This is a genomic window from Psychromonas marina (assembly GCF_030161115.1).
GTDB classification, from domain to species: Bacteria; Pseudomonadota; Gammaproteobacteria; order Enterobacterales; family Psychromonadaceae; genus Psychromonas; species Psychromonas marina.
The window spans coordinates 295,395-317,386 of the sequence record NZ_BSPQ01000002.1 but is presented as its reverse complement, the minus strand read 5'-3'; the positions used below and the strand labels follow the sequence as shown (position 1 = coordinate 317,386).

Sequence of the window (21,992 nt, the reverse complement as noted above, 5' to 3'; positions counted from 1 at the left end):
CTTAGTCGAAGAGCTTCTCTTCAAGTTGCTCAATTTCAGTTTGCAGTTTAAGCATAAATTTTAATTTACGAACACTATTCGCGGTTGCTTCAAGTGCTTCTTCCTGTAACTGTTGTCCAATGTTTGATTCTAAATCATTCACTTGCTGTTGTATATTAGCGCTGAATGCGTCGATTTCATCTTCATCATCTTCGCTGAAAGACTCAATCTGTTCGCGCCACATCATCTGCTGCATTAAAAAGTCGGTATCTTGCAGAGTACGTTGCTCTAAAGCGATATCAAGCCCTGCTAATAACAGCAGGTATTGTGCGCGTAAACAGCTATTCTTTAGCGTTTCATAAGCATCATTAATTTCGGTGCTTTTTTGCATTGCGGTTAATCGCTCTGCGTCTGAAAGCATCACAAATTTATCGGGATGATACTGCTTTTGCAGTTCACGATAGGTATTAGCAAGCACGCTTTTATCGACAGAAAAGGTTTCAGGCAGAGAGAAAAGTTGGAAGTAATTCAAAGTAAGATCCTACTATGAAAAAGAGTGAATAATAACAGGGAGGAGAATTGGAAAGTAATCATTTACAGCCTTACTTTCCAAAATATCAATTAAACGCTGAAGCTTTCGCCACAACCACACTCACCATCGGTGTTTGGGTTGTTAAATTCGAAGCCTTCGTTAAGCCCCTCTTTGACAAAATCAAGCTCGGTGCCATTAAGGTAAACAAGACTTTTTTTATCAACGATAATGCTAACACCTTTGTCGGTGAACATTTCATCGTCTTCGTTTAATACATCTACAAACTCAAGTACATAAGCCATGCCTGAGCAGCCAGAAGTTTTCACGCCTAAACGTAAACCTATGCCCTTGCCACGATTAGCAAGAAAATTAGCAACATGTTGTGCCGCTGGCTCTGTCATTGTGATAGCCAAAATAGACTCCTTTAACTCTGCTTATTAAGCGTTTTTACTTTTGTAGTCATCAATTGCTGCTTTAATTGCATCTTCTGCAAGAATAGAGCAATGGATTTTTACTGGTGGTAAAGCCAGCTCAGCGGTAATTTGAGTATTAGTAATGCTCGCCGCTTCGTCTAGTGTTTTGCCTTTAACCCATTCAGTTACTAATGAGCTAGAAGCGATTGCACTACCACAACCATATGTTTTGAATTTTGCATCTTCAATCACGCCATTGTCGTCGATTTTAAGTTGCAGTTTCATCACATCGCCACATGCTGGTGCGCCAACCATACCGGTTGCAACACTCTTATCATCTTTATCAAATGAACCCACGTTACGTGGATTTTCGTAATGATCTATTACTTTTTCGCTGTAAGCCATGATCTTATTCCTTTATTTAATTTAATCTTTCTAAAACAGTTTCTTAAATACATTAAATTGAATTGAGGCAAAGCAATTTCGTTTCAATACAAGGCGGAGGCGCGGAGCTTGGTGTACCAAGTGAGCACCTCTAACGCAGTAGTTAAGCGAAAGAGCGAAGCATCAATCAATTTTTAGTGGTGAGACCACTCAATACTGTTAATATCAATGCCTTCTTTGTACATATCCCATAGTGGCGACATGTCACGCAACTTACCGATATTTTCACGGATAATTTTAATTGCGTAGTCAATCTCTTCTTCAGTGGTGAAACGACCAATACTGAAACGGATTGAACTATGTGCTAATTCGTCATCACGACCAATGGCACGTAAAACATATGATGGCTCTAAGCTTGCAGATGTACATGCACTACCAGAAGAAACGGCTAAGTCTTTCAATGCCATTACTAATGATTCACCTTCAACGTAGTTAAAGCTGATGTTAATGTTACCTGCAATACGATGATCCATCGAACCATTCACGTAGACTTCTTCCATATCACTTACACCGTCTAACAGACGTGTACGTAGTTTTAGAAGACGTTCATTTTCTTCAACCATCTCTTCTTTAGCAATACGGAATGCTTCACCCATTGCTACGATTTGATGCGTTGGTAATGTACCACTGCGCATACCACGTTCATGTCCGCCACCGTGCATCTGTCCTTCAAGACGAATACGAGGTTTACGAGAAACATAAAGTGCACCGATGCCTTTCGGACCATATATTTTATGCGCAGAGAAAGAGATTAAATCGACTTTCATGTTTTGCACGTCAATTTCAATTTTACCGGCACTTTGCGCAGCATCAACGTGCAGAACAACTTTATTTGCACGGCAAATTTCACCAAACGCTGCAATATCTTGAATAACACCAATTTCGTTATTAACATGCATCAGTGATACTAAAACGGTATCTTCACGCAATGCAGCTTTTAGCTGTTCTGGTGTAACAATACCATCACTGCCTGGTTCTAAATAAGTGACTTCATAACCTTCACGCTCTAATTGGCGACAGGTATCTAATACTGCTTTATGCTCAGTTTTAGCGGTAATGATGTGCTTACCTTTTTTACCGTAAAAGTGTGCAGCACCTTTTATAGCAAGGTTATTTGATTCAGTCGCACCAGAGGTAAATACGATTTCACGCGAATCCGCATTAATTAAGTCAGCAATTTGCTCACGTGCAACATCCACAGCTTCTTCAGCTTGCCATCCAAAGCGGTGTGAGCGAGAAGCTGGGTTACCAAACTCGCCATCCATTGTTAAATATTTCATCATGATAGCTGCAACACGTGGGTCAACAGGTGTTGTAGCTGAATAATCAAGGTAAATCGGTAATTTCATTATTATCTCCACTACTTATCGAGCGATTTTCACGTCCAATTGTGCAGTTTGTTTAAATTTATTATTTTGAATTTCAGAAATCGTTTGTACATGGTCAGTGACCATTAATTCTTCTAGGGTAATACCATCTAAAAAGCTACTGATACGGTCGCTTAGTTGTTCCCATAGTGAGTGCGTTAAACATTGCACGCCATTCTCATTACAGCCACTTTCGCCGGTACATTTACGTACATCAACAGATTCGTTTACCGCATCAATAATCATCGCGACAGAAATTTCGTCACGTGTTTTGCCTAATTTATAGCCGCCACCTGGTCCACGCACACTGCTCACCAACTCTTTTTTGCGGAGTTTTGAAAACAATTGCTCTAAATAGGATAATGAAATCCCTTGGCGCTCAGAAATATCAGCTAATGGCACTGGGCCCATATGTTCTTTAATTGCAACGTCTAACATTGCAGTCACCGCATAACGGCCTTTCGAGGTTAGTTTCATAACACTTCACTTATATTAGAGGGTGAACAAGGTCACATACCTATGAACTTATAAGTGAAGTATAAATACCTGACTAAAATAGTCAACTAAAAAACCACAAAGTTTGGTCAAGTTTATTTTTTGTCTTCTATTTCGTTATTTTTCTCTGCCACTTTTTCTTCTTTTTGTAACGAGATCAATGACTTTTGGATGCTACTGAAGACGCCGCGCCACATACGTAACTCAACGACTTCAGGGCGTGCACGGTTAAAGAAGCGACGAAGTTTCGTCATAACTAGGCCGGGATGCGCGGGAACGATAAAGCGTGTATCAATTAAAGTTTGCTCAAGATGCTTAAACATACCTTCAATTTCATCTGCAAGCGGGTACTCTTCTACTTGCTCTGGATAAGCCTTTGAAGATAAAAACGCCATGCGAATTTCATAACTTAATGTTTGTACCGCCATTGCTAGATTTAACGAGCTATATTCTGGATTTGCAGGAATAAACACATGAAAATTACATTTTTGTAGCTCTTCATTAGTTAAACCGCTATTTTCACGACCAAACACCAGTGCAATCGGGTGTTTTTGACCTTCGATAACTGCTTGCTCACCCATTTCACGCGGATCTAGCATTGGCCAATCTAGTGTACGTGGGCGTGCACTTGCACCGATCACTAAGCCACAGTCTGCAATTGCTTCATCTAATGTATCAAAGCGTTGGTGGTTTTTAAGTACGTCACCCGCTCCCGCCGATAACGCAACAGATTTACCATCGATTTCACATTCAGGATCTACTAACACTAAATTAGATAAACCCATTGTTTTCATTGCACGCGCTGCGCTGCCAATATTACCAGGGTGAGAAGTACCGATTAGAATGATACGGACGTTATCTAGCATAAGTGTTCCTTGAAAAATTAATAAGCCGATGACAGCTTGCTATAAAATAAGGGCGAAGTTTATCAGAATATGTGCGACAAAAAAATAGAATAACGATACCCGTTGTGCTTTATTCAATCACTCATTTATACACTGGGTACTGTTGAAGTTTGCCCTTCGAGTTTGCCTCAAGACGTTCTGTATGACTCTATTTGACGACGCCAAACTGTACGCAATGCAAAAACTAGCATTTTGCACAGCGTCAGACAAAACTCGCTGAGATAACAAGAGCAGATCTCACTCCCCCACCTCCCCCTAAAGCGAACAAAATTTAAACAAAAAAGTTCAACGGAGGCTAATAAACATTTGCACAATTATGTGACCTGTGTATAATTTTGCGCCGAAGGAATCTCCCTTCATGTTCTTTTACAATCTAATGGTGATCCAATGCATCCAATGTTAAATATTGCAATTCGTGCTGCCCGCAACGCAGGTAAAGTAATTGTTAAAGGCTACGAAAGTCTAGAATCAGTTGAAGTTGAAGAAAAATCTCTAAATGACTATGTAAGTAGTGTTGATAAAGAAGCTGAGCTTGCAATTATTGGTACATTACAAAAATCTTACCCTGACCACAGCTTCATCTGTGAAGAGTCTGGTATTATCGAAGGTAAAGATAAAGATCACCAATGGATTATTGATCCGCTTGACGGCACAACTAACTTCATTCACGGCATTCCACATTTTGCTGTTTCAATTGCGTTAAAAATCAAAGGACGCACTGAAGTTGGTATCGTATTCGATCCAATTCGTAACGAGCTATTCTCGGCAGTTAAAGGTCAAAGCTCACAAATCAATGGTTACCGTACACGTACAAGCGATGTGCCAAAACTAGCTGGTACATTATTAGCAACTGGTTTCCCATTCAAGCAAAAACACCATACAAAAACTTACCTTGAAATCTTCAATGATTTCTTCTTAGACGTTGCTGATATGCGTCGAAGTGGTAGTGCTGCACTTGATTTAGCTTATGTTGCCGCGGGTCGTATGGATGGTTTCTGGGAATTCGGTCTAAAACCTTGGGATATCGCAGCAGGCGAACTACTTCTTAAAGAATCAGGCGCAATGATGACTGACTTTAATGGTGGCAATGATTACATGAAATCAGGCAACGTTGTTGCAGCTAACCCTAAACTATTAAAAGAGATGTTAACGATTATTCGTAAACATCACGTTTAATAGTCGCTAGCAGTGAGTGATTGGTAAAATTTCAACCGATGACTAAAATCTGAGCACTAATTATTGACTGAAGCCTCCAAGTTATCACTTTCTTGGGGGCTTTTTTGATCTACACCAACTTACGTTACTATTAATTTGCAATCCTAATTGAAATACCTATGATGAAACTTCCCCTATTCAAGAGAAGTGAACGATTATGATTAAAAATTATTCTGATACACTGTTTGATGAAATGCAATTACTCGCTAAATTCCCAACACACTCTCAATTAGAAGGCATAAAAATTCATAATGATGCCGCCCCAGCCGTCATTAATGCAGCGAAATCACTGTTCGATAAAGGTCTTATCTCACTTCCAGATGGCGGTTATTTAACCGACAGCGGTATTGAAATCGTTGATCATCTACATCGTGTATTAGCGACACTGAGCTAGAAACAGTTGAGTTTTTGAACTCACCACGCTACATTAGCCCTAATTTTCCATACATATGTGATTAGGGCTTTTTATGAAAGTTATCTCCTTTAATATCAATGGGCTTCGTGCTCGCCTTCACCAACTCCAAGCTATTATCGATAAGCATCAACCAGATGTTATTGGCCTTCAAGAGATCAAAGTACATAACGATATGTTTCCTGTCGAAGCAGTTGAAGCGATGGGTTATCACGTCTACTTTCATGGCCAAAAAGCGCACTATGGTGTGGCTATGTTATGTAAAAAGGAGCCTATCTCAGTACAGTATGGCTTCCCTACCGACGATGAAGATCACCAAAAACGCATGATCATGGTGACATTAGAGGATGATAATGGTGAAAAAACAACGGTATTAAATGGCTACTTCCCACAGGGTGAAAGCCAAACTCATGAAACAAAGTACCCATACAAACGTCAATTTTATATGGATTTAAACACTTACCTTAACGAAAACCACACTGCTGATGACAATGTTATCGTGATGGGTGATATTAATATCTCACCACTTGATTTAGATATTGGTATCGGTGAAGTCAATGCCAAACGTTGGTTAAAAACCAAAAAATGTAGCTTTTTGCCTGAAGAGCGTGAATGGCTTAAAAAACTGATGGATTTTGGTTTCACCGATACATTCCGATTATTAAACCCAGAGGTGAATGATCAGTTTAGCTGGTTTGATTACCGTTCTCGTGGTTTTGATGATAACCGCGGTTTACGTATTGATGTGGTATTAGCGACAAAGAAATTAGCTGAAAATACCGTTGATGCAGGTATTGATTACGAATTAAGAGGTATTGAAAAACCTTCAGATCACGCGCCTATCTGGACAGAGTTCGCATAACAATCCTAAACATCATATGAGGGCTTAATTATATTAAGCCCTCATATCAATTAACCAGCACATATCTAGTACTATATTAATACTAATAAAAAATATTTATGCACTTTGTTATTTTGGCTTATATAAGTATTTAAAAATAAACACCTATATCTGAACAGAATAAAGATTTAATTCCACTTTAAAAAACTGCTCAAAAAAACCCATAACACACTGAAGATAAAGGCATTTAGCACGCTTAGACTAAAAAATTAATCTCAGTATGGTATTTTAGACTCGCTATTGTTAAATTTGTTTTTTTAAAAATCATTTAAATTCGTTACACTAGCATCGATAAAAATGACCTATTTATCCTACAAATATAAGAGATACAATGAAATTAAAACACCTGAAATATTCTACCATCGCACTGGCCTTTTTAACCGTTGGTTGTACAACAACATCTGATGCACACAAAGGCGACATAGCTAGTGAGCAAGTTGCCCCTGCTCAATATGCTCAATTTTCACCAATACTAGCAGCATCAAAATTACAAATTTCTGTTCCTAATGCAAAACCAGGTAGCAAAGAGGAAGTCGCTGTCGATAGTAACTTCACCGGTATTGTTAACGATAACTTTTATGTTGATAAAAGCTCAGAAGCATTTGTATTCAAGATGGAAGGTTACAAACTACGTAATGAATTACGTATTATGGAAAACTTCAAAACCAATGATCCAAATACTATTCATCGTTTGAGTGCAGAGTTATTATTAGTTGACCCATATAATTCAATCAAAGATAGCCCTAAAAAAAGAAACGAGATGACTGTTTTACAAGTCCATAACAAAGGGACAGTTGACGACGGAAAACATGGTGTTGGTTATATCCCACACCCACTTCTTCGTGTTGTTTGGTTAGGCGATCGTAACGGTATAAAAAACCATTACTGGGCAGTCATCAAAACCAACGATCTTAACTGTAAGAAAATGGATGGAAAAGTATTGGATCCAGAGTGTAAAAATTCTTATGCAAAAATTGATTTAGGTGCAGCAAGCCCAACTGAAGCAACAAGCTTTGATATCAGTGTTGGTGCTGAGAAGTTAGTCATTGATGTAAATGGAGAAACAAAAGTTGATCACAGTTTAGATTATTGGACACATATGTTGAGCTACTTTAAAGCAGGTGTTTATAACCAATTTGAGAATGGACAAAGTGAAGCTCACTTTAACAAACTTGAATATGTGGTAGAAAATAAATAATCACTATAAATGGCCTTAGATCGTTTAAGCTAACGATTCAAGGCCTTTTTCCTCAATATGCTGTTACTCTAACTAAGCTTTAGGCCACGTTAACAGATCCACATTACCCAATAAATCTAACTGCTGTAAAAATGGCTGTGCTAAAAACAACGCGCCTGTTGTTGGTAAACAACTAAAACTAAAATCTTGTCCATATAAATTAAAATAGATTTGGTAAGCATGCAGATAACCGCGATCATACTGATTCTGTTTTTCCGCGTAGAGGTGATCACCGCAAATAGCACTACTAATACTTTTTAAGGCAACACGAATTTGGTGAGTTTTACCGGTTTTAGGTTTAACTACAAATAAACGTTGCCCTTCGGTTAACGGGTAACTAAAAAACTGCGTAACCGCTAAATTTTCTTTATTGTTGGTAAGTTTCCACATTGAGCGACGTGATTTTTCCATCCCACCTTTTATCAAACCTTGCTTCTTTTTAGGTTTTTTATCGCTTATCGCCAAATAATATTTTTGTATGTGTTGTTTTTTAAACAGCATCGACAGGTCGTTAGCAACCGCCGATGATTTGGCTAATAGTAATAAACCAGAGGTCATTTTATCAAGACGATGTACGCTGTATAATTTTTGCTTTAAGAATTTTTCCACTGCAACCACAACACCAAATTCACCATCTTCACTATGAAAGTTAATATTGTCATGCTTATTTATCACTACAAAATGGGCATTTTCTGAAACAATTGAAAAGTAGTCTTGATGATTCGTCATTATTTTTGTACCGCTAAACAAAGTTGGCCATAATGGGTTAATAACTCCGGTAGTAGCGCCACTATTTCACTGTTTGTTGGTAACTGTGTAAAAACTGCCATTTTTTGTGCGTCATCTGTTTCAAGTGTGGCTAATTTATCAAGCAATAAAAAACAAGTTTGCTGTAAGTTAGCCTCTGCACTGCCCTCTTCAAAATGACTGCTCTGCATGTTATCGATTAGGGTTAATGCTTGTAAGTAACCATTGGCAAAATTAAAAGTGGCATCTTGCTCGGCTGATATACTGTTTTGTATCATCAATTGTAATGGTAAACCTTGCTCAAAGGTTTGATTTACTTGCTGATAGATAGCGAGTACTGTTTGAGCAAAATCACTCGCCATACGTTCACTAGAAAAGCTACTTTCTCCGTTTACAAAAAGTAACGGCATCCATTGTTCAAGTTCCAGTTCACTGCTCGCCATCGCACAAATAAAAGCAAAACCAAAATCAATATCCACACAACGTTCATTTATCTCAGTTGATGCATAAAGTTTTTGTAAGTTGTTATAACTTTCAAGGCATTCACTATTTGACACTTATTAACTCCCATAAAAAAACCCACCAAAAGGCAGGTTTTTAAAATTTAAAACACTGTAAAAGGCTTAAAATAGCACGTTTGACAGTTCAAATAAATCTTCACGGAACGGACGTTTCATATCTTCTAGACAATGAATGATATCATGGTGAACCATTTTACCATTTTGAATACCGATACAACGCGCACTTTCGCCTTTCATTAGCAATTCAACACTAAAAACACCCATACGGCTTGCTAAAACACGGTCAAATGCCATCGGAGCACCACCACGTTGAATATGGCCCAAAATAGTTGCACGTGTTTCACGTCCAGTTTGCTCTTCAATACGTTTAGCAAGTGCATTAACATCTGTTACATGCTCAGTGATAGCAATAATGGCATGTTTTTTACCCTTCGCTTCACCGTCAGCAAGTTGTGCAAGTAACGCTTCTTCACAAAAATCTTTTTCAGGAACGATAACGTATTCACTACCACCAGCAACCGATGCCCATAGTGTTAAATCACCACAGTAACGGCCCATGATCTCAACAATAGAGATACGGTTGTGTGAAGATGATGTATCACGTAAACGGTCTACTGCATCAACAATTGTGTTTAAACAAGTCATGAAACCGATAGTGTAATCTGTGCCCGCAATATCGTTGTCGATCGTGCCAGGAACACCGATACACGGGTAACCCATTTCACTTAGTTTTTTAGCACCCATATAAGAACCATCACCACCGACAACAACTAATGCTTCGATACCGTGCTTCTCAAGGTTTTGAATTGCTTCGCGGCGAACTTGTTCTTCTTTAAATTCAGGAAAACGAGCTGTTCCTAAGAATGTACCACCACGATTGATAACATCAGATACAGAACGACGCTCTAGTTTTACGATTTTGTCAGCATGTAAGCCAGCATAACCATCATAAATACCATAAACTTCGATACCATTTGCTAAACAAGTACGTACCACTGCACGGATAGCAGGATTCATGCCTGGTGCATCACCACCACTTGTTAAAATTCCAATTTTTTTAATCACGCTTTACCTCAACCAATAATGAAAATTATTTTGAATTCAGTTTCACCGTTATACGATCTTTAGAAGGCATATTTATGACACAAGCCTAGTTAATAACAGTGAATGCTGCTGATATATTTTGTGTAAGTATAGTGTACCTTTTTTATATCCATATGCTAGATGCTGATTACATTTCGTTACATAGCAAACATCATAGAGGTACACTGATCACTTTTTCCTTGGCAATGATTATCTTACAGTAGATTGCCTATTTCTTTGTTCTTTCGCAATTTATTCGCTAAAAACAGTGTCATGATACTGTCATGTAAGCGCGTTAAGTTATCAACACTTAATAAATAGGAGATAAAAATGAAAAGTAAAAAGAAGATGCTGCGTAACAAACATATTTGGTACTGCGTGTGGAATAGTAAAAATGCGAACCAAAGCCCAAAATGTGATGCGGTTTATCAACCAACACGCCATTCAAGTAAATAAAACAGTGCATTAGCACTGTTTTATTATTAGCTTTCAAAAATAACTATCCAGACCTTCTCGTTTTACCCTTCAACTTTCATGCATTAAGCCAGTGTATCTGAAGCCACTTTATAAGATGGGTCTTCCATTAAATTAATCTCAACTAACACACCTGCTTTGTGTAATAACTTACGACAGTCTCGGCTCAAATGACGAACATGTACTTTGCGACCTTCACGTTTATAACGTTCCGTTAAAGTGGTAATGGCTTCAATGGCTGACTGGTCAACAACACGTGACCCAGCAAAATCAACAATCACATGGTGAGGGTCATTTTTAATATCAAATAGCTCTAAAAAGTTACTTGTTGAACCGAAGAATAAAGGACCATTGACACTGTAGGTTTTTTCATCTTTTTCTTCATCAAGATGGCTGATTGCGTGGATATGTTTTGCATGTTCCCAAGCAAAAACCAAAGCAGATACAATAACACCAACAAAAACGGCAATCGCTAAATCAGTCATAACTGTTACTGCACTCACGAGCACGATAACAAAAGCATCTTTTTTAGGCACATTCTTCATCATCTTAAAAGACGCCCATTCAAAGGTACCCAATACAACAATAAACATCACCCCTACCAATGCAGCTAAAGGTACAACTTCAATCAAACCCGATGCAAACAGTATAAAGGCAAGTAAGCCCAATGCAGCGGTAATACCCGATAAACGACCACGTCCACCTGAGTTAATATTGATCATCGATTGACCGATCATTGCACAGCCGCCCATACCACCAAAGACACCATTGACCATATTAGATGCCCCTTGCGCAATACACTCTTTATTTGCACGTCCGCGTGTACCGGTCATCTCATCAACAACGGTTAAGGTTAATAGCGATTCAATCAGCCCAACGGCAGCCAGAATTAATGAATAAGGAAGGATGATATATAGCGTTTCTAAAGAGAATGGCACGACAGGTATTGCAAAAGTAGGTAATGAGCCTGCAATCGTTGCATTTTCATCGCCTGACATACTGCGTAAAAAATCAACCACGGTACGTGTATCAAGCGCAGGAACAAAATAAACTAATAATGTAACAACCACAATAGCAACTAATGTCGAAGGAACTGCGTTGGTTAAGCGAGGCAAATAATGAATGATCGCCATGGTTAATAAAACCAGTGCAAGCATAATATAAAGTGCCGAACCCTGTAACCATCCAAATTCACCTGCGGCATTCTTTACTTTGAACTGCCCAAGCTGAGCAAGGAAGATAACAATCGCAAGTCCATTTACAAACCCCACCATCACCGAATGCGGCACCATGCGAATAAACTTACCGAGATGAAAAATACCAAACAGGACTTGTAATAACCCTGCCAGTAAAACAGCAGCAAATAGATATTGCACACCATGCTCAGAAACAAGTGACACCATCACAACTGCCATTGCGCCAGTGGCACCAGAAATCATGCCTGGTCGTCCACCAAAAATAGATGTAATTAATCCCACCATGAATGCGGCATATAAACCAACCATTGGGTCGACGCCAGCAACAAATGCAAAAGCAACCGCTTCTGGTACGAGAGCGAGGGCAACTGTTAAGCCCGATAAAATATCATTTTTAATGCTGTTATTGCTAACATTGGGAAACTCAAACACGCTTATTATCCTTAATTTTTCGCACAATTTTGTGGGCGCAAATTGTAGCGTTTTTTTCATGTAACAGCAAAGCAAACCTTTTTTATATCTTTGACATTAGGTTTACTTGGAAGTGGGTAACTTATTAGCAGTCATTTAAATAAGTATAAAGAGGATTAAAAATGGGAGAAAAAGTACCGCTAAGTTAGCGGCACTTAAATATGAACGCTTTTATTCTTGTTGTTCAGCTTGGGCTAACAGCTCCCGACTCGGCCAAGCATTGAGTACCGCTTTGACAAGGGTTGCTAATGGAATGGCAAAAAACACCCCCCAAAATCCCCATAATCCACCAAAGACCAACACCGCAATAATAATGACAACAGGATGTAGGTTTACTGCTTCAGAAAATAACAACGGTACAATTAAATTACCATCTATCGCTTGCACAATACCGTAAGCTATCATCAAATAAACAAAATCAGCAGAGAGTCCCCACTGAAAAAGAGCGACAACTGCAACCGGAGCGGTCACCGCGGCAGCACCGATATAGGGAATAAGAACAGAAAGCCCAACTAATACCGCAAGCAGCGCAGAATAACGAAGGTCCATAAAGAAAAACACAAAATAAGTCGCCACACCAACAATGAGGATCTCAATAACCTTGCCACGAATATAGTTCATGATCTGCCCATTCATCTCAACCCAAACTTGTTCAACCAGCTTTATGTTACTCGGTAAAAACTGTTTAATACTATTGGTTAGCTGCTGCTTATCTTTAAGCATAAAGACCATCATCAAAGGCACTAAAATTGCGTATACAATCAATGCTGCAATATTAAGTAGTGAGCTAAAGGAGTGTGATAACAAAAAGCCACCGCTATCCAGTATATAAGCGCGAATATTTTCAACTAATAGGGTGATGGTAGTGGGATCAATGGTATCCGGGTATTGAGCAGGTAATGTTGCCAAATAAATTTGTGCTTCATTAAACATACTAGGTAAATCACGGATCAACGCTGCTCCCTGCTTAAACACCGTCGGTAGAATGCCTAAAAAAGCAAATACCGCCAATGAAATAAACAGTAGCATCACTACAAAAGTGGACAGGGTACGGTTCAGCTTAAAGCGAGTTAAATAATTGACTGGCCACTCAAGCATATATGCGAGTATTAAGGCCACAAAAAGTGGTGCGAGGATACTGCCAAAAAAATAAACAGTAGCAAATGCACCGGTTAAAAGTAAAAAAAGAGCACTTAAGTTTGGATCTGCAAAACGGTTTTTATACCATACCGTTAACTGTCTTAACATTTCGCTGTACCTATATGATTAAGGGTGATAATTAATGAAAATGAATTTTCATATCTGAACGATTGATATACGTAGGACTTTTTTTCTAAGAATAAAATAATATCAGACATAGCAAGCTCAGTAGAAAAAATAAGTTTAAGTGAACTGTTGTTAAAATCATCTGTCTTTAATAGCTCACGCTTTAATAAAACTAATGCAAGTGGGCAGCGTATTGAGCTTAAATCCAATACGTTCATATTTTACCTCTACCACTAAAAAAGGCTATTATTACCTTTGCTTATAGATAAGACAATCAACACTTGTCATAAATTCGAAGTGGTGATTGTATTCGTCACATAATATTTTTCAGCCATTTTCTGAGCGGCTATTTTAACGTACTATAAGTATTATCTTTCTCTTTTCGCAAACGAGACATTAATGTGTTCAATAAATCAATAATTGTATCGCTGTATTTTTTATTTCTGTTTCTCTCAGCGCCGAGCAGCGCATCCAACTCACTGCCAGATATTGGCACTGTAGGCGCAGGTGCTCTCACCATTGAAAAAGAGAAAGAGTATGGTTGGGCATTTCGTTTGATGGCCAATCAAGCATTGCCTATCATCCATGATCCTATTTTAAACCATTATATTGAGGATCTCGGACAAAATATTGTTGGCCATGCAGACTCGGTCAAATTACCCTTTAGTTTCTTTCTTGTTGAAGACAGTGAAATTAATGCCGCCGCTTTTCTTGGTGGTAATGTAAAAATACATACCGGACTATTTTTATATGCCCAAAACGAGAGTGAACTAGCAGGCGTTGTTGCTCATGAGGTGGCGCATATTACACAACGTCACCTAGCACGTATGCTAGAACAGCAATCATACAGTAACCCAGCATCATTAGCCGCACTAGCAGGCTCTATTTTACTGGCACTCGTCTCACCCGCGGCAGGCATGGCAGCCATTAGCACCACCATGGCTGTGACCATGCAGTCGCAAATAAACTATACACGTTTACATGAATATGAAGCTGACCGCATCGGCATCACTACCTTATATAATGCAGGTTATGATCCTTATGGAATGGCAAACTTCTTTGGTAAGTTAGCAGAAAAATATAAATATGCATCCATGCCTCCTCAAATGCTATCCACTCACCCACTTCCAGAAACACGTTTAGCGGAAGCCCGTTTACGTGCAGGACAATTTGAACCTAAAAGAGTGAACAGTAATCTTGATTATCAGCTCAGTAAAGCACGCATCACAGTACGCTATAACAGTTTTACAGCGGCGACAGCTATTAATTATTATCAAAGTCAGCTTAAAAACAGTCGATATCAACTCAAAGCTGCCGCTGAATATGGACTAGCACTCGCTTATTTCAAAAATAAGGATTATCAAAAGGCAAATAAGCTAGCAGTACAATTACTAGAAAACGATCCAAATAACCTTTTCTATCTCGACTTTATTACCGATACGTTGTTGGCACTTAAGCAAACAGAAAAAGCGGTACAACTACTTACTCCTTATCAACAAAGAGCACCTAAGAATGCAGTCCTTACCTTGAATTTGGTGGTCGCATTACAAGAACAAAAGAACTACAAGCAAGCGGAAAAGCTATTAGAGAAATTTATACGTTCTCATCCTGATCATATACTGGCGCATATCGTTGCTATTGATCTTTATAAATTAATGAAAGAACGTGCAAAAGAGCATGCGACAAAAGCAAATTATCTTTCACTTCAAGGGCGCTTTAGAGAAGCAAGCCAAGAGATGGGTAGCGCATTGGTATACACAAAAAGTAACTTGGACCAAGCACGCTACAGCGCAAGTATCGACTACTATAAAAAGCAAGATTTACGCTTACAGGCACTACAGTAATAATGATTTAAGCCTCGAGAGCGAGGCTTAGAACAGTATGCTAAAAGACAACATTCCATTTAGCATGAGACTCGACTTTTAATATTTTAATCGTGTCCAATTTTGAAAGGTCGATTAACTTTCTTGGTATATAACTACGCGTTTTGGCATTTAAGAACACTTCAACCACAGGTTTTAACATGTTGTCATTAATATCAATGACCTTTGCTAAATGATGATTGTTCAGCATCACCAAACTACCTGCAGGGTAGATACCCACTGACTGAATAAACTCTCTGACTAAACGGGGGTTAAAATGTGTCCCTCCCCATTTGACTAAAAGCTTCAACACCTCTGAAGGCTCTTTACCTTCGTGATAACAGCGGTCAGCTGTTAACGCATCATACACATCAACAATAGCAGCCATTTGCCCGTAAAGACTTATTTGCCCCCCCTTTAAGCCAAGCGGATAACCATTTCCATCATATTTTTCATGATGTTGTGCAGCAATATCCATTGAAACCTTTGACAAACCAACTGTTTTTTCAAGTATTTTTCGACTATCTACTACGTGCTGCTTCATAATAACAAACTCTTCAGGCGTTAGTTTGCCGGGCTTATTTAATATCTCATCGGGTGTTAACGTTTTGCCAATATCGTGCAGCAAACCGCCAATTCCCACTTCGCAGATAATTTTTTCAGAAAGCCCCATGCTTTTTGCAAACGCCATCATCAACACAGAAAAACTCACTGAGTGTTCAAAGGTATAAACATCCATAGAGCGAATACGAGATAACCCCAGTAATGCATTCGGGTTACGTAAAATTGATTGACTGAGTTTATTAATAACGGGATTGACTTGCTCTAGCTCGATATGTTGCCCCATTTTCGCATTAGACATCATATCGGTGATGAATTCGCCCGCCATTGAAAAAGCAACTTTAGCCTTTCCCATCTCTTCTAGTGCAGTGAATTTTTTAGGTTGGTTATCCACTACTTTTGTTAATGGACTCTTTTCTAGCTGCGGTTCTTCAACCAAGAGATCCAGCCCTTTCTCCGTATCTATCTCAACAAGGGTAATACCTGCAGCAATAATCTTTCGTATTTCAGTGTCTGTTTTTAGTTTAAAACTATTTAAGACAAAGGGATGATTTAACCAATCACATTTTAGATCGTGGATATACATCCCTTCCCTCAACTGGCTAACACTAATTTTTTTTAACATGTCATTCACTATAATGTCGCCATCTCTATCTACCAAAAAATTGGTTAATAATGGCCTCTAAGTTATCTTCAAGTTGTTCTTCGAAACTGTCTAAACTCTCTCCAAAAAAAGAAAGATATTGTCCTGCTTTAGGTGAGGTTAGTTTTTTATTAACTAATTGAAACTCTAATTCAGGTAAATTTTTATCTAATCTCGGTGCAATTACCCAGATAAGATAGGCGTCAGAGCAGGCCTGCAGCTGAGTTTGGGCAAAATCACAAAACTCACTAATGTATTGGATACCATCAGGTCCTAATGAACCAGGTTCCATTCGAAAAATTACCGTCAATTTTTTATTTTCAGGGAAATTGTCTTTTGACACAAGCATTTACCTCCTCATTTTTAAGCTAATCATACAGTAGCCTCCAAATAAACCTAAAAAATATAATTGTCATCAGCGTAATTGGTGATCGACGCCCTAAAAACATCTATCAATAAAATTGATTCTCACATTTAAAACTATCAAATATTATTATGGAAATTTTAACGGTACTATAATTGGGCTTTACACTTAACGCATTGTTTATTAAAGCACAAAAATATATTCTTATTAACGCGTTATCTTTTTAACGCATTGTTTATTAAAGGAGAAAAAATGAAAATGGATAACCTTAACCTTATTAGCTATTTCACATGGAGCGTGAATTTTCACGGCGAGCACTATGCACTCTAACCCACTTTACTCAGTAAAAAGTCATCAACAAACGGGGAATCAACCCCCAGTAACGAATTCAAATAATGTATTCGAAATCGTTAAAGATTATGGCGTAGCAAAACAGAAAAAAGCGTTTTCTAACTCGCTCATTTTGGCTATTTTTGCAGGCGCTTTTATCGCCATTGCTTTTGTATTTTATACCACTGTTACGACGGGTGCTGGAGATGCGCCCTGGGGAATAATGAAGCTCGCTGGCGGATTAGCATTTAGCTTAGGGCTAGTGTTAGTGGTTGTTTGTGGTGGAGAACTGTTTACTAGCACCGTACTGAGCAGTGTTGCTTGGACACAGGGGCTGTTTTCAACGAAAGCCTTACTGAGCTGCTGGTTACGTGTTTACCTTGGTAACTTAATTGGCGCGATGCTGATTTTAGGCTTGGTTTTACTCGCAAAAATGCAACTTTTAAATGGTGGAGAATGGGGTATCAATGCAATGCAAATAGCCCAGCACAAACTACACCATAGCTGGGGACAAGCCTTTGCATTAGGTGTTTTATGTAACCTATTAGTTTGCCTAGGTATCTGGATGACATTTAGCAGTAAAGACATCTTAGCTAAGGCCTTATTACTGATTTTACCTGTAGCAATGTTTGTCAGCAGCGGCTTCGAACATAGTGTCGCAAATATGTTCATGGTGCCATTAGGGATCGCCATTAATGCATTTAGTCCAGAAAGCTACTTTATATCACATGGTTTTGCAGCGAATGCATTTGCAGACCTAACATGGGGGCATTTCATCGTAAATAATTTGATCCCAGTAACCATTGGCAACATCGTCGGCGGCGCATCTTTAATCGCACTCGCTTATGCCAACAAACCGAAACAAACAATAAATACAATGGAAGCAAATCATAATGCTTCCCCTGTTCAAACACATAAAAATTCTCAAGGAAATACACCGATGAAAAATAAATTAAACCAATTAACTGTTAGTGATGTTATGCAAAAAAATACACTTCAATTTTCAGCAGACCGTTGTATTTACCAAGCATTAGCAACACTTAGTGAGCACCCACTTAGCGCAGCTCCTATCGTTGACGATAAGGATCAACTTATCGGCTTTGTTTCAGAACAAGATATTTTACGTTTATTATGGTCTGAAGAATATTCAGCAGACCTTAGCTACCAACTAAAAGATGTAATGCAAACAGAAATATTAACGGTTGATGCTGCACAACCTATCTCTGCACTACTTGAGTTTATGGTGGTAGATAAAGAAAAGCTATTCCCTGTAAATCAATCAGGTATGTTGATGAGTTCGCAATACCAAAGTTACGAACAACGCTTAAAATCAGCAAGTGCGCAACAACCAAGTATTTACCCTGTTGTCCATAATGGTAAAATTTGTGGCGTAATTTCACGTAAAGAGTTGACCAAATTAATGGTTAAACAATACCAACCAAATGACCAAACGGGTAAACAAGCAGCATAAGTAAAAAATCACTCACGTTCAGATCTCTATAAGTTATAGCAGAGCATGATAACGTGCAGTTAAAAGCGAAAAGGCAAAACCTAAGATAGGTTTTGTCTTTTTTTATAGTTGTTAACAAGACGTTTTGCCTCAGCAATAATACAGCTACGTAGTGGGTTTTCCCCGACATCTTTACGCCATATCAATGCCAAATTTCGTGTCATGTTAAGATCCGGTGTTGGTAATATAACCAAACTCCCGTTTTTTACATCTTGTTCAACATCTAAGTAAGGTAAACACCCTAAGTAAATACCGTTCTTAACCAATGCTTTAATAACGGATACACTTTCATACTCTTTATAAACATCAATATTTTCAATTAATCCGTGAACAGCACCATCAAATATATGCCGAGTACCCGAGCCTTGTTCACGCAAAATCCACTGAGCCTGCTCAAGCTGTGCCATGTTCACTATAGGGAGGTTCGCATAAGGGTGAAAAGTACTACTGATAATAACCAGGTGATCTTCAAATAAATTCTCTTGATGAACACGACTATCGTCATTACGCCCCTCAATAATCCCCATTTCCTGATCGTGATTAATAACGCCATCAACAACATGCTCAGTATTCTCTATTGTTAGCTCTATACGAAGCTCAGGGAAATCAGTATCAATTTTACTGATAAGCTGTGGAAGTAAATGTTCAGCAAAAGTTTGACTAACAGAGAGTGTAAAAGTCCCACTTATAATTTGTTGGCCATGTAAACCTAACTCTATTTGTTGGGCATCTTGTAAGAGACGTTTGGCTTTTGGTCGTAACCAACGTCCCCAGTGGCTTAGCGTCAAACGGTTACCTTGCCTTATAAACAAAGGTCTATCGAGCACATTTTCAAATTGTGAAAGTGACATACTCACTGCCGATTGAGTCATTGATAATTTTCGAGCTGCAGCGCTAACACTCTCTTGACTCGCAACCGCATCAAAAACAGTGAGTTGTTTTAAGGTATATTTCATTAGTTCTCTCTATATAACCATCAATTAAAATGATACTAAGTAGCTTTAATATAACAAACCCTATATAACTAAACAAACCTTAATAAATCAGGGGGGAAGCAGTAAAAGTAATTATAAGATTAGAACCTGACAAGGGTACGAATAGAGCAGGCATCTATTTTAGCCTTGTACAACAGTAGGATAACTCAGATGCTGATTTGGATGTGTCGCGACACACGACATCTACCAAGCGACCTACCGCATCATTTGCGGTAAGCAACTTACCTAAAGCAAGTAATTGATACTCAGAGAGGCTTGTATTGAACATATTAGGCTCATTACACAATATCGTTGCTGATTGAGTCTGATCATTGATACAGCTATTGATATTCATCAGCACTTTCTTTGATAGAAAATATTATGCGGTTGCCGTATAGATAAGCTTTCATTACAGTTAGTTTTCGTAGTTCAAGGTAATTATTAAAAAGCAGTTGATGACGATTATTTGAACGCACAGATAAAGAAGATATTTATATGAATTTAGATGCCATTAACCACAACAGAAGTTAAAAAAGTAAACCGCAACTTATATAGATAAGTCGCGGTTGTATTTTAATCACTACAATTGCTGTGAACGATTAATTTTCTAGCGGCTTTGCTTTAATGGTGGTTGGTTCAGAAACAGGTTCATCTGCAATATGTTTACCTTTTGACGTTTTAATAACATAAGTCGTTATCATCAGCATCGCAATCACACCGAGTGTAGTGGCGATATCAATACCTAATCCAAACCCTAAGGTGCTGCTATTAAGAATAAACGTGATAACAACCGTGGTCATAAACATTGCAGGTACCGTCGCTACCCAATGTAATTTATTATGGCGCAATAAATAAGCAGAAGCAGTCCATAACATCATCACAGCAGTGGTTTGATTAGCAAACCCAAAGTAACGCCAGATAATACCAAAATCAACTTGCGTTAATACGGCACCAAGAACAAACAGAGGCAATGCCATTAATAAACGATTACGAATCGATTTTTGTGGCATATTGAAATATTCAGCCATGATCAAGCGACTTGAGCGGAATGCAGTATCACCAGAAGTTATCGGCAAAATAACCACACCCAGGAATGCAACAATACCACCAAACACACCTAACAGACCGATAGAAGTATCATAAACAATCGCACCAGGTCCGCCAGCACTTACCGCTTCCGATAACGCTTCAACACTACCAAAGAATGATAACGCCAGTGCACACCAGATAAGTGCGATAATACCTTCACCAATCATTGCACCATAAAACACAAAGCGACCATTACTTTCATTTTCTAAACAACGCGCCATGAGTGGCGATTGTGTTGCATGGAAACCAGAGATAGCACCACAAGCAATAGTAATAAATAGCGCCGGCCATAACGGCATATCATTAGGATTCATATTAGTGAACATCATGCTCATCTCGTAATCACCTAATAAACTATGTTCACTTGAGAAGCCTAATGCAACCACAAGGCCTACCGACATAAACACTAGTAGCGCGCCAAAGAAAGGGTAAAAACGACCAATGATTTTATCGATTGGCACGATGGTCGCAATCACGTAATAACTAAAGATGATAATAACCATCGTCAGCATCGGCATTGCTAAATCAGTTTGTTGATTAACCAAGTTAGTTAACATGCCAGCAGGCGCAGAAACAAACACAACCCCCACGAGCAATAGCAGTACTAATGCAAAAATATTCATGAAGTGTTTTGCACCATTACCTAGGTACTTACCGGTAATAGCAGGTACAGATGCCCCGCCATTTCGTACCGATAACATGCCAGAAAAGTAATCATGAACAGCACCGGCAAAAATACAGCCTAATACAATCCATAACATCGCAGCAGGCCCATATAACGCGCCCATAATAGGTCCAAAAATAGGCCCTACTCCGGCAATATTAAGTAGCTGAACGAGGTAAACTTTACTTTTTGACATTGGCACATAATCAACGCCATCTGTTTTACTAAAAGCAGGCGTTGTACGTTCGCTTTTTATACCGAATACTTTTTCTATGAATGCGCCATAGAAAAAGTATCCACCGAGTAACAATGCAACACAAAATAGAAACCACAACAT

23 protein-coding genes are annotated in these 21,992 nt (G+C 38.6%); 7 read left to right on the top strand and 16 right to left on the bottom strand.

Annotation, left to right across the window (positions count from 1 at the left end; genetic code table 11):
• Position 1: 1 nt before the first annotated feature.
• From hscB to trmJ, 6 genes are all read right to left on the bottom strand, one after another.
• Complete coding sequence (gene hscB / locus QQK09_RS05585; protein WP_284203121.1) at positions 2-511, bottom strand: co-chaperone HscB; 510 nt, start codon at positions 509-511, stop codon at positions 2-4.
• A gap of 89 nt (positions 512-600) precedes the next feature.
• Positions 601-924, bottom strand: a complete 324-nt coding sequence (gene iscA, locus QQK09_RS05580; protein WP_284203120.1) for an iron-sulfur cluster assembly protein IscA — start codon at positions 922-924, stop codon at positions 601-603.
• Positions 925-948: 24 nt separating this feature from the next.
• Entirely contained in the window at positions 949-1,329 is a 381-nt protein-coding gene (gene iscU / locus QQK09_RS05575) for a Fe-S cluster assembly scaffold IscU (RefSeq protein ID WP_284203119.1), read from the bottom strand.
• A gap of 173 nt (positions 1,330-1,502) precedes the next feature.
• Positions 1,503-2,717 carry an IscS subfamily cysteine desulfurase gene (locus QQK09_RS05570; protein ID WP_284203118.1) on the bottom strand — a complete coding sequence of 405 codons (1,215 nt, stop codon included), beginning with the start codon at positions 2,715-2,717 and terminating at the stop codon, positions 1,503-1,505.
• 15 nt (positions 2,718-2,732) lie between these two features.
• Entirely contained in the window at positions 2,733-3,212 is a 480-nt protein-coding gene (iscR, locus tag QQK09_RS05565) for a Fe-S cluster assembly transcriptional regulator IscR (RefSeq protein WP_284203117.1), read from the bottom strand.
• Between the two features lie 113 nt (positions 3,213-3,325).
• The gene (gene trmJ / locus QQK09_RS05560) at positions 3,326-4,096 is read right to left on the bottom strand and encodes a tRNA (cytosine(32)/uridine(32)-2'-O)-methyltransferase TrmJ (protein WP_284203116.1); all 771 of its coding nucleotides are present in this window, start codon (positions 4,094-4,096) and stop codon (positions 3,326-3,328) included.
• Positions 4,097-4,522: 426 nt separating this feature from the next.
• Here trmJ and suhB point away from each other — a divergent pair, with 426 nt between their 5' ends.
• The 4 genes from suhB (at position 4,523) to QQK09_RS05540 (ending at position 7,861) form a co-directional block, all read left to right on the top strand.
• Entirely contained in the window at positions 4,523-5,311 is a 789-nt protein-coding gene (suhB, locus tag QQK09_RS05555; RefSeq protein ID WP_284203115.1) for an inositol-1-monophosphatase, read from the top strand.
• A 196-nt stretch (positions 5,312-5,507) separates the two neighbouring features.
• A complete protein-coding gene (locus QQK09_RS05550) occupies positions 5,508-5,744 on the top strand; it encodes a TIGR02647 family protein (RefSeq protein ID WP_284203114.1) in 237 nt (78 codons plus the stop codon).
• Between the two features lie 73 nt (positions 5,745-5,817).
• Positions 5,818-6,624: an exodeoxyribonuclease III gene (gene xthA, locus QQK09_RS05545; RefSeq protein ID WP_284203113.1), complete on the top strand. Its 807-nt coding sequence runs from the start codon at positions 5,818-5,820 to the stop codon at positions 6,622-6,624.
• A 370-nt stretch (positions 6,625-6,994) separates the two neighbouring features.
• Positions 6,995-7,861, top strand: coding sequence for a polysaccharide lyase family 7 protein (locus QQK09_RS05540; RefSeq protein ID WP_284203112.1), 867 nt, complete (start codon positions 6,995-6,997; stop codon positions 7,859-7,861).
• 72 nt (positions 7,862-7,933) lie between these two features.
• Here QQK09_RS05540 and QQK09_RS05535 read toward each other — a convergent pair whose 3' ends face one another.
• The 3 genes from QQK09_RS05535 to pfkA all read right to left on the bottom strand — a co-directional run bounded on the left by QQK09_RS05535 (position 7,934) and on the right by pfkA (position 10,233).
• Positions 7,934-8,629 (bottom strand): TIGR01621 family pseudouridine synthase, encoded by a 696-nt coding sequence (locus QQK09_RS05535; RefSeq protein ID WP_284203111.1) that lies wholly within the window; start codon positions 8,627-8,629, stop codon positions 7,934-7,936.
• Entirely contained in the window at positions 8,629-9,204 is a 576-nt protein-coding gene (locus QQK09_RS05530; RefSeq protein WP_284203110.1) for a UPF0149 family protein, read from the bottom strand. Before QQK09_RS05530 ends, QQK09_RS05535 begins: the two co-directional genes overlap by 1 nt.
• A 66-nt stretch (positions 9,205-9,270) precedes the next feature.
• Positions 9,271-10,233 carry a 6-phosphofructokinase gene (gene pfkA, locus QQK09_RS05525; protein ID WP_284203109.1) on the bottom strand — a complete coding sequence of 321 codons (963 nt, stop codon included), beginning with the start codon at positions 10,231-10,233 and terminating at the stop codon, positions 9,271-9,273.
• 348 nt (positions 10,234-10,581) lie between these two features.
• Between pfkA and QQK09_RS05520 the strand changes: the two genes are divergently transcribed.
• The gene (locus tag QQK09_RS05520) at positions 10,582-10,707 is read left to right on the top strand and encodes a hypothetical protein (RefSeq protein ID WP_284203108.1); all 126 of its coding nucleotides are present in this window, start codon (positions 10,582-10,584) and stop codon (positions 10,705-10,707) included.
• An 83-nt stretch (positions 10,708-10,790) separates the two neighbouring features.
• On the opposite strand, the gene QQK09_RS05515 is transcribed toward QQK09_RS05520, so the two are convergent.
• On the bottom strand, positions 10,791-12,353 hold the full coding sequence (locus QQK09_RS05515) for a SulP family inorganic anion transporter (protein ID WP_284203107.1): 1,563 nt from the start codon (positions 12,351-12,353) through the stop codon (positions 10,791-10,793).
• A 210-nt stretch (positions 12,354-12,563) separates the two neighbouring features.
• On the bottom strand, positions 12,564-13,640 hold the full coding sequence (locus QQK09_RS05510; protein ID WP_284203106.1) for an AI-2E family transporter: 1,077 nt from the start codon (positions 13,638-13,640) through the stop codon (positions 12,564-12,566).
• Positions 13,641-14,059: 419 nt separating this feature from the next.
• Here QQK09_RS05510 and bepA point away from each other — a divergent pair, with 419 nt between their 5' ends.
• Complete coding sequence (bepA, locus tag QQK09_RS05505; RefSeq protein ID WP_284203105.1) at positions 14,060-15,502, top strand: beta-barrel assembly-enhancing protease; 1,443 nt, start codon at positions 14,060-14,062, stop codon at positions 15,500-15,502.
• 40 nt (positions 15,503-15,542) lie between these two features.
• Here bepA and QQK09_RS05500 read toward each other — a convergent pair whose 3' ends face one another.
• A complete protein-coding gene (locus QQK09_RS05500) occupies positions 15,543-16,706 on the bottom strand; it encodes an HD-GYP domain-containing protein (protein ID WP_284203104.1) in 1,164 nt (387 codons plus the stop codon).
• 25 nt (positions 16,707-16,731) lie between these two features.
• A complete protein-coding gene (locus QQK09_RS05495; RefSeq protein WP_431312578.1) occupies positions 16,732-17,067 on the bottom strand; it encodes a hypothetical protein in 336 nt (111 codons plus the stop codon).
• 340 nt (positions 17,068-17,407) lie between these two features.
• Here QQK09_RS05495 and focA point away from each other — a divergent pair, with 340 nt between their 5' ends.
• Positions 17,408-18,889: a formate transporter FocA gene (gene focA, locus QQK09_RS05490; protein WP_284203102.1), complete on the top strand. Its 1,482-nt coding sequence runs from the start codon at positions 17,408-17,410 to the stop codon at positions 18,887-18,889.
• An 80-nt stretch (positions 18,890-18,969) separates the two neighbouring features.
• Here the strand turns inward: focA and QQK09_RS05485 are convergent, their stop codons facing one another.
• From QQK09_RS05485 to QQK09_RS05475, 3 genes are all read right to left on the bottom strand, one after another.
• Entirely contained in the window at positions 18,970-19,884 is a 915-nt protein-coding gene (locus tag QQK09_RS05485) for a LysR family transcriptional regulator (protein WP_284203101.1), read from the bottom strand.
• 154 nt (positions 19,885-20,038) lie between these two features.
• Positions 20,039-20,257 (bottom strand): hypothetical protein, encoded by a 219-nt coding sequence (locus tag QQK09_RS05480; RefSeq protein ID WP_284203100.1) that lies wholly within the window; start codon positions 20,255-20,257, stop codon positions 20,039-20,041.
• Positions 20,258-20,501: 244 nt separating this feature from the next.
• Positions 20,502-21,992: a carbon starvation CstA family protein gene (locus tag QQK09_RS05475; protein WP_284203099.1), complete on the bottom strand. Its 1,491-nt coding sequence runs from the start codon at positions 21,990-21,992 to the stop codon at positions 20,502-20,504.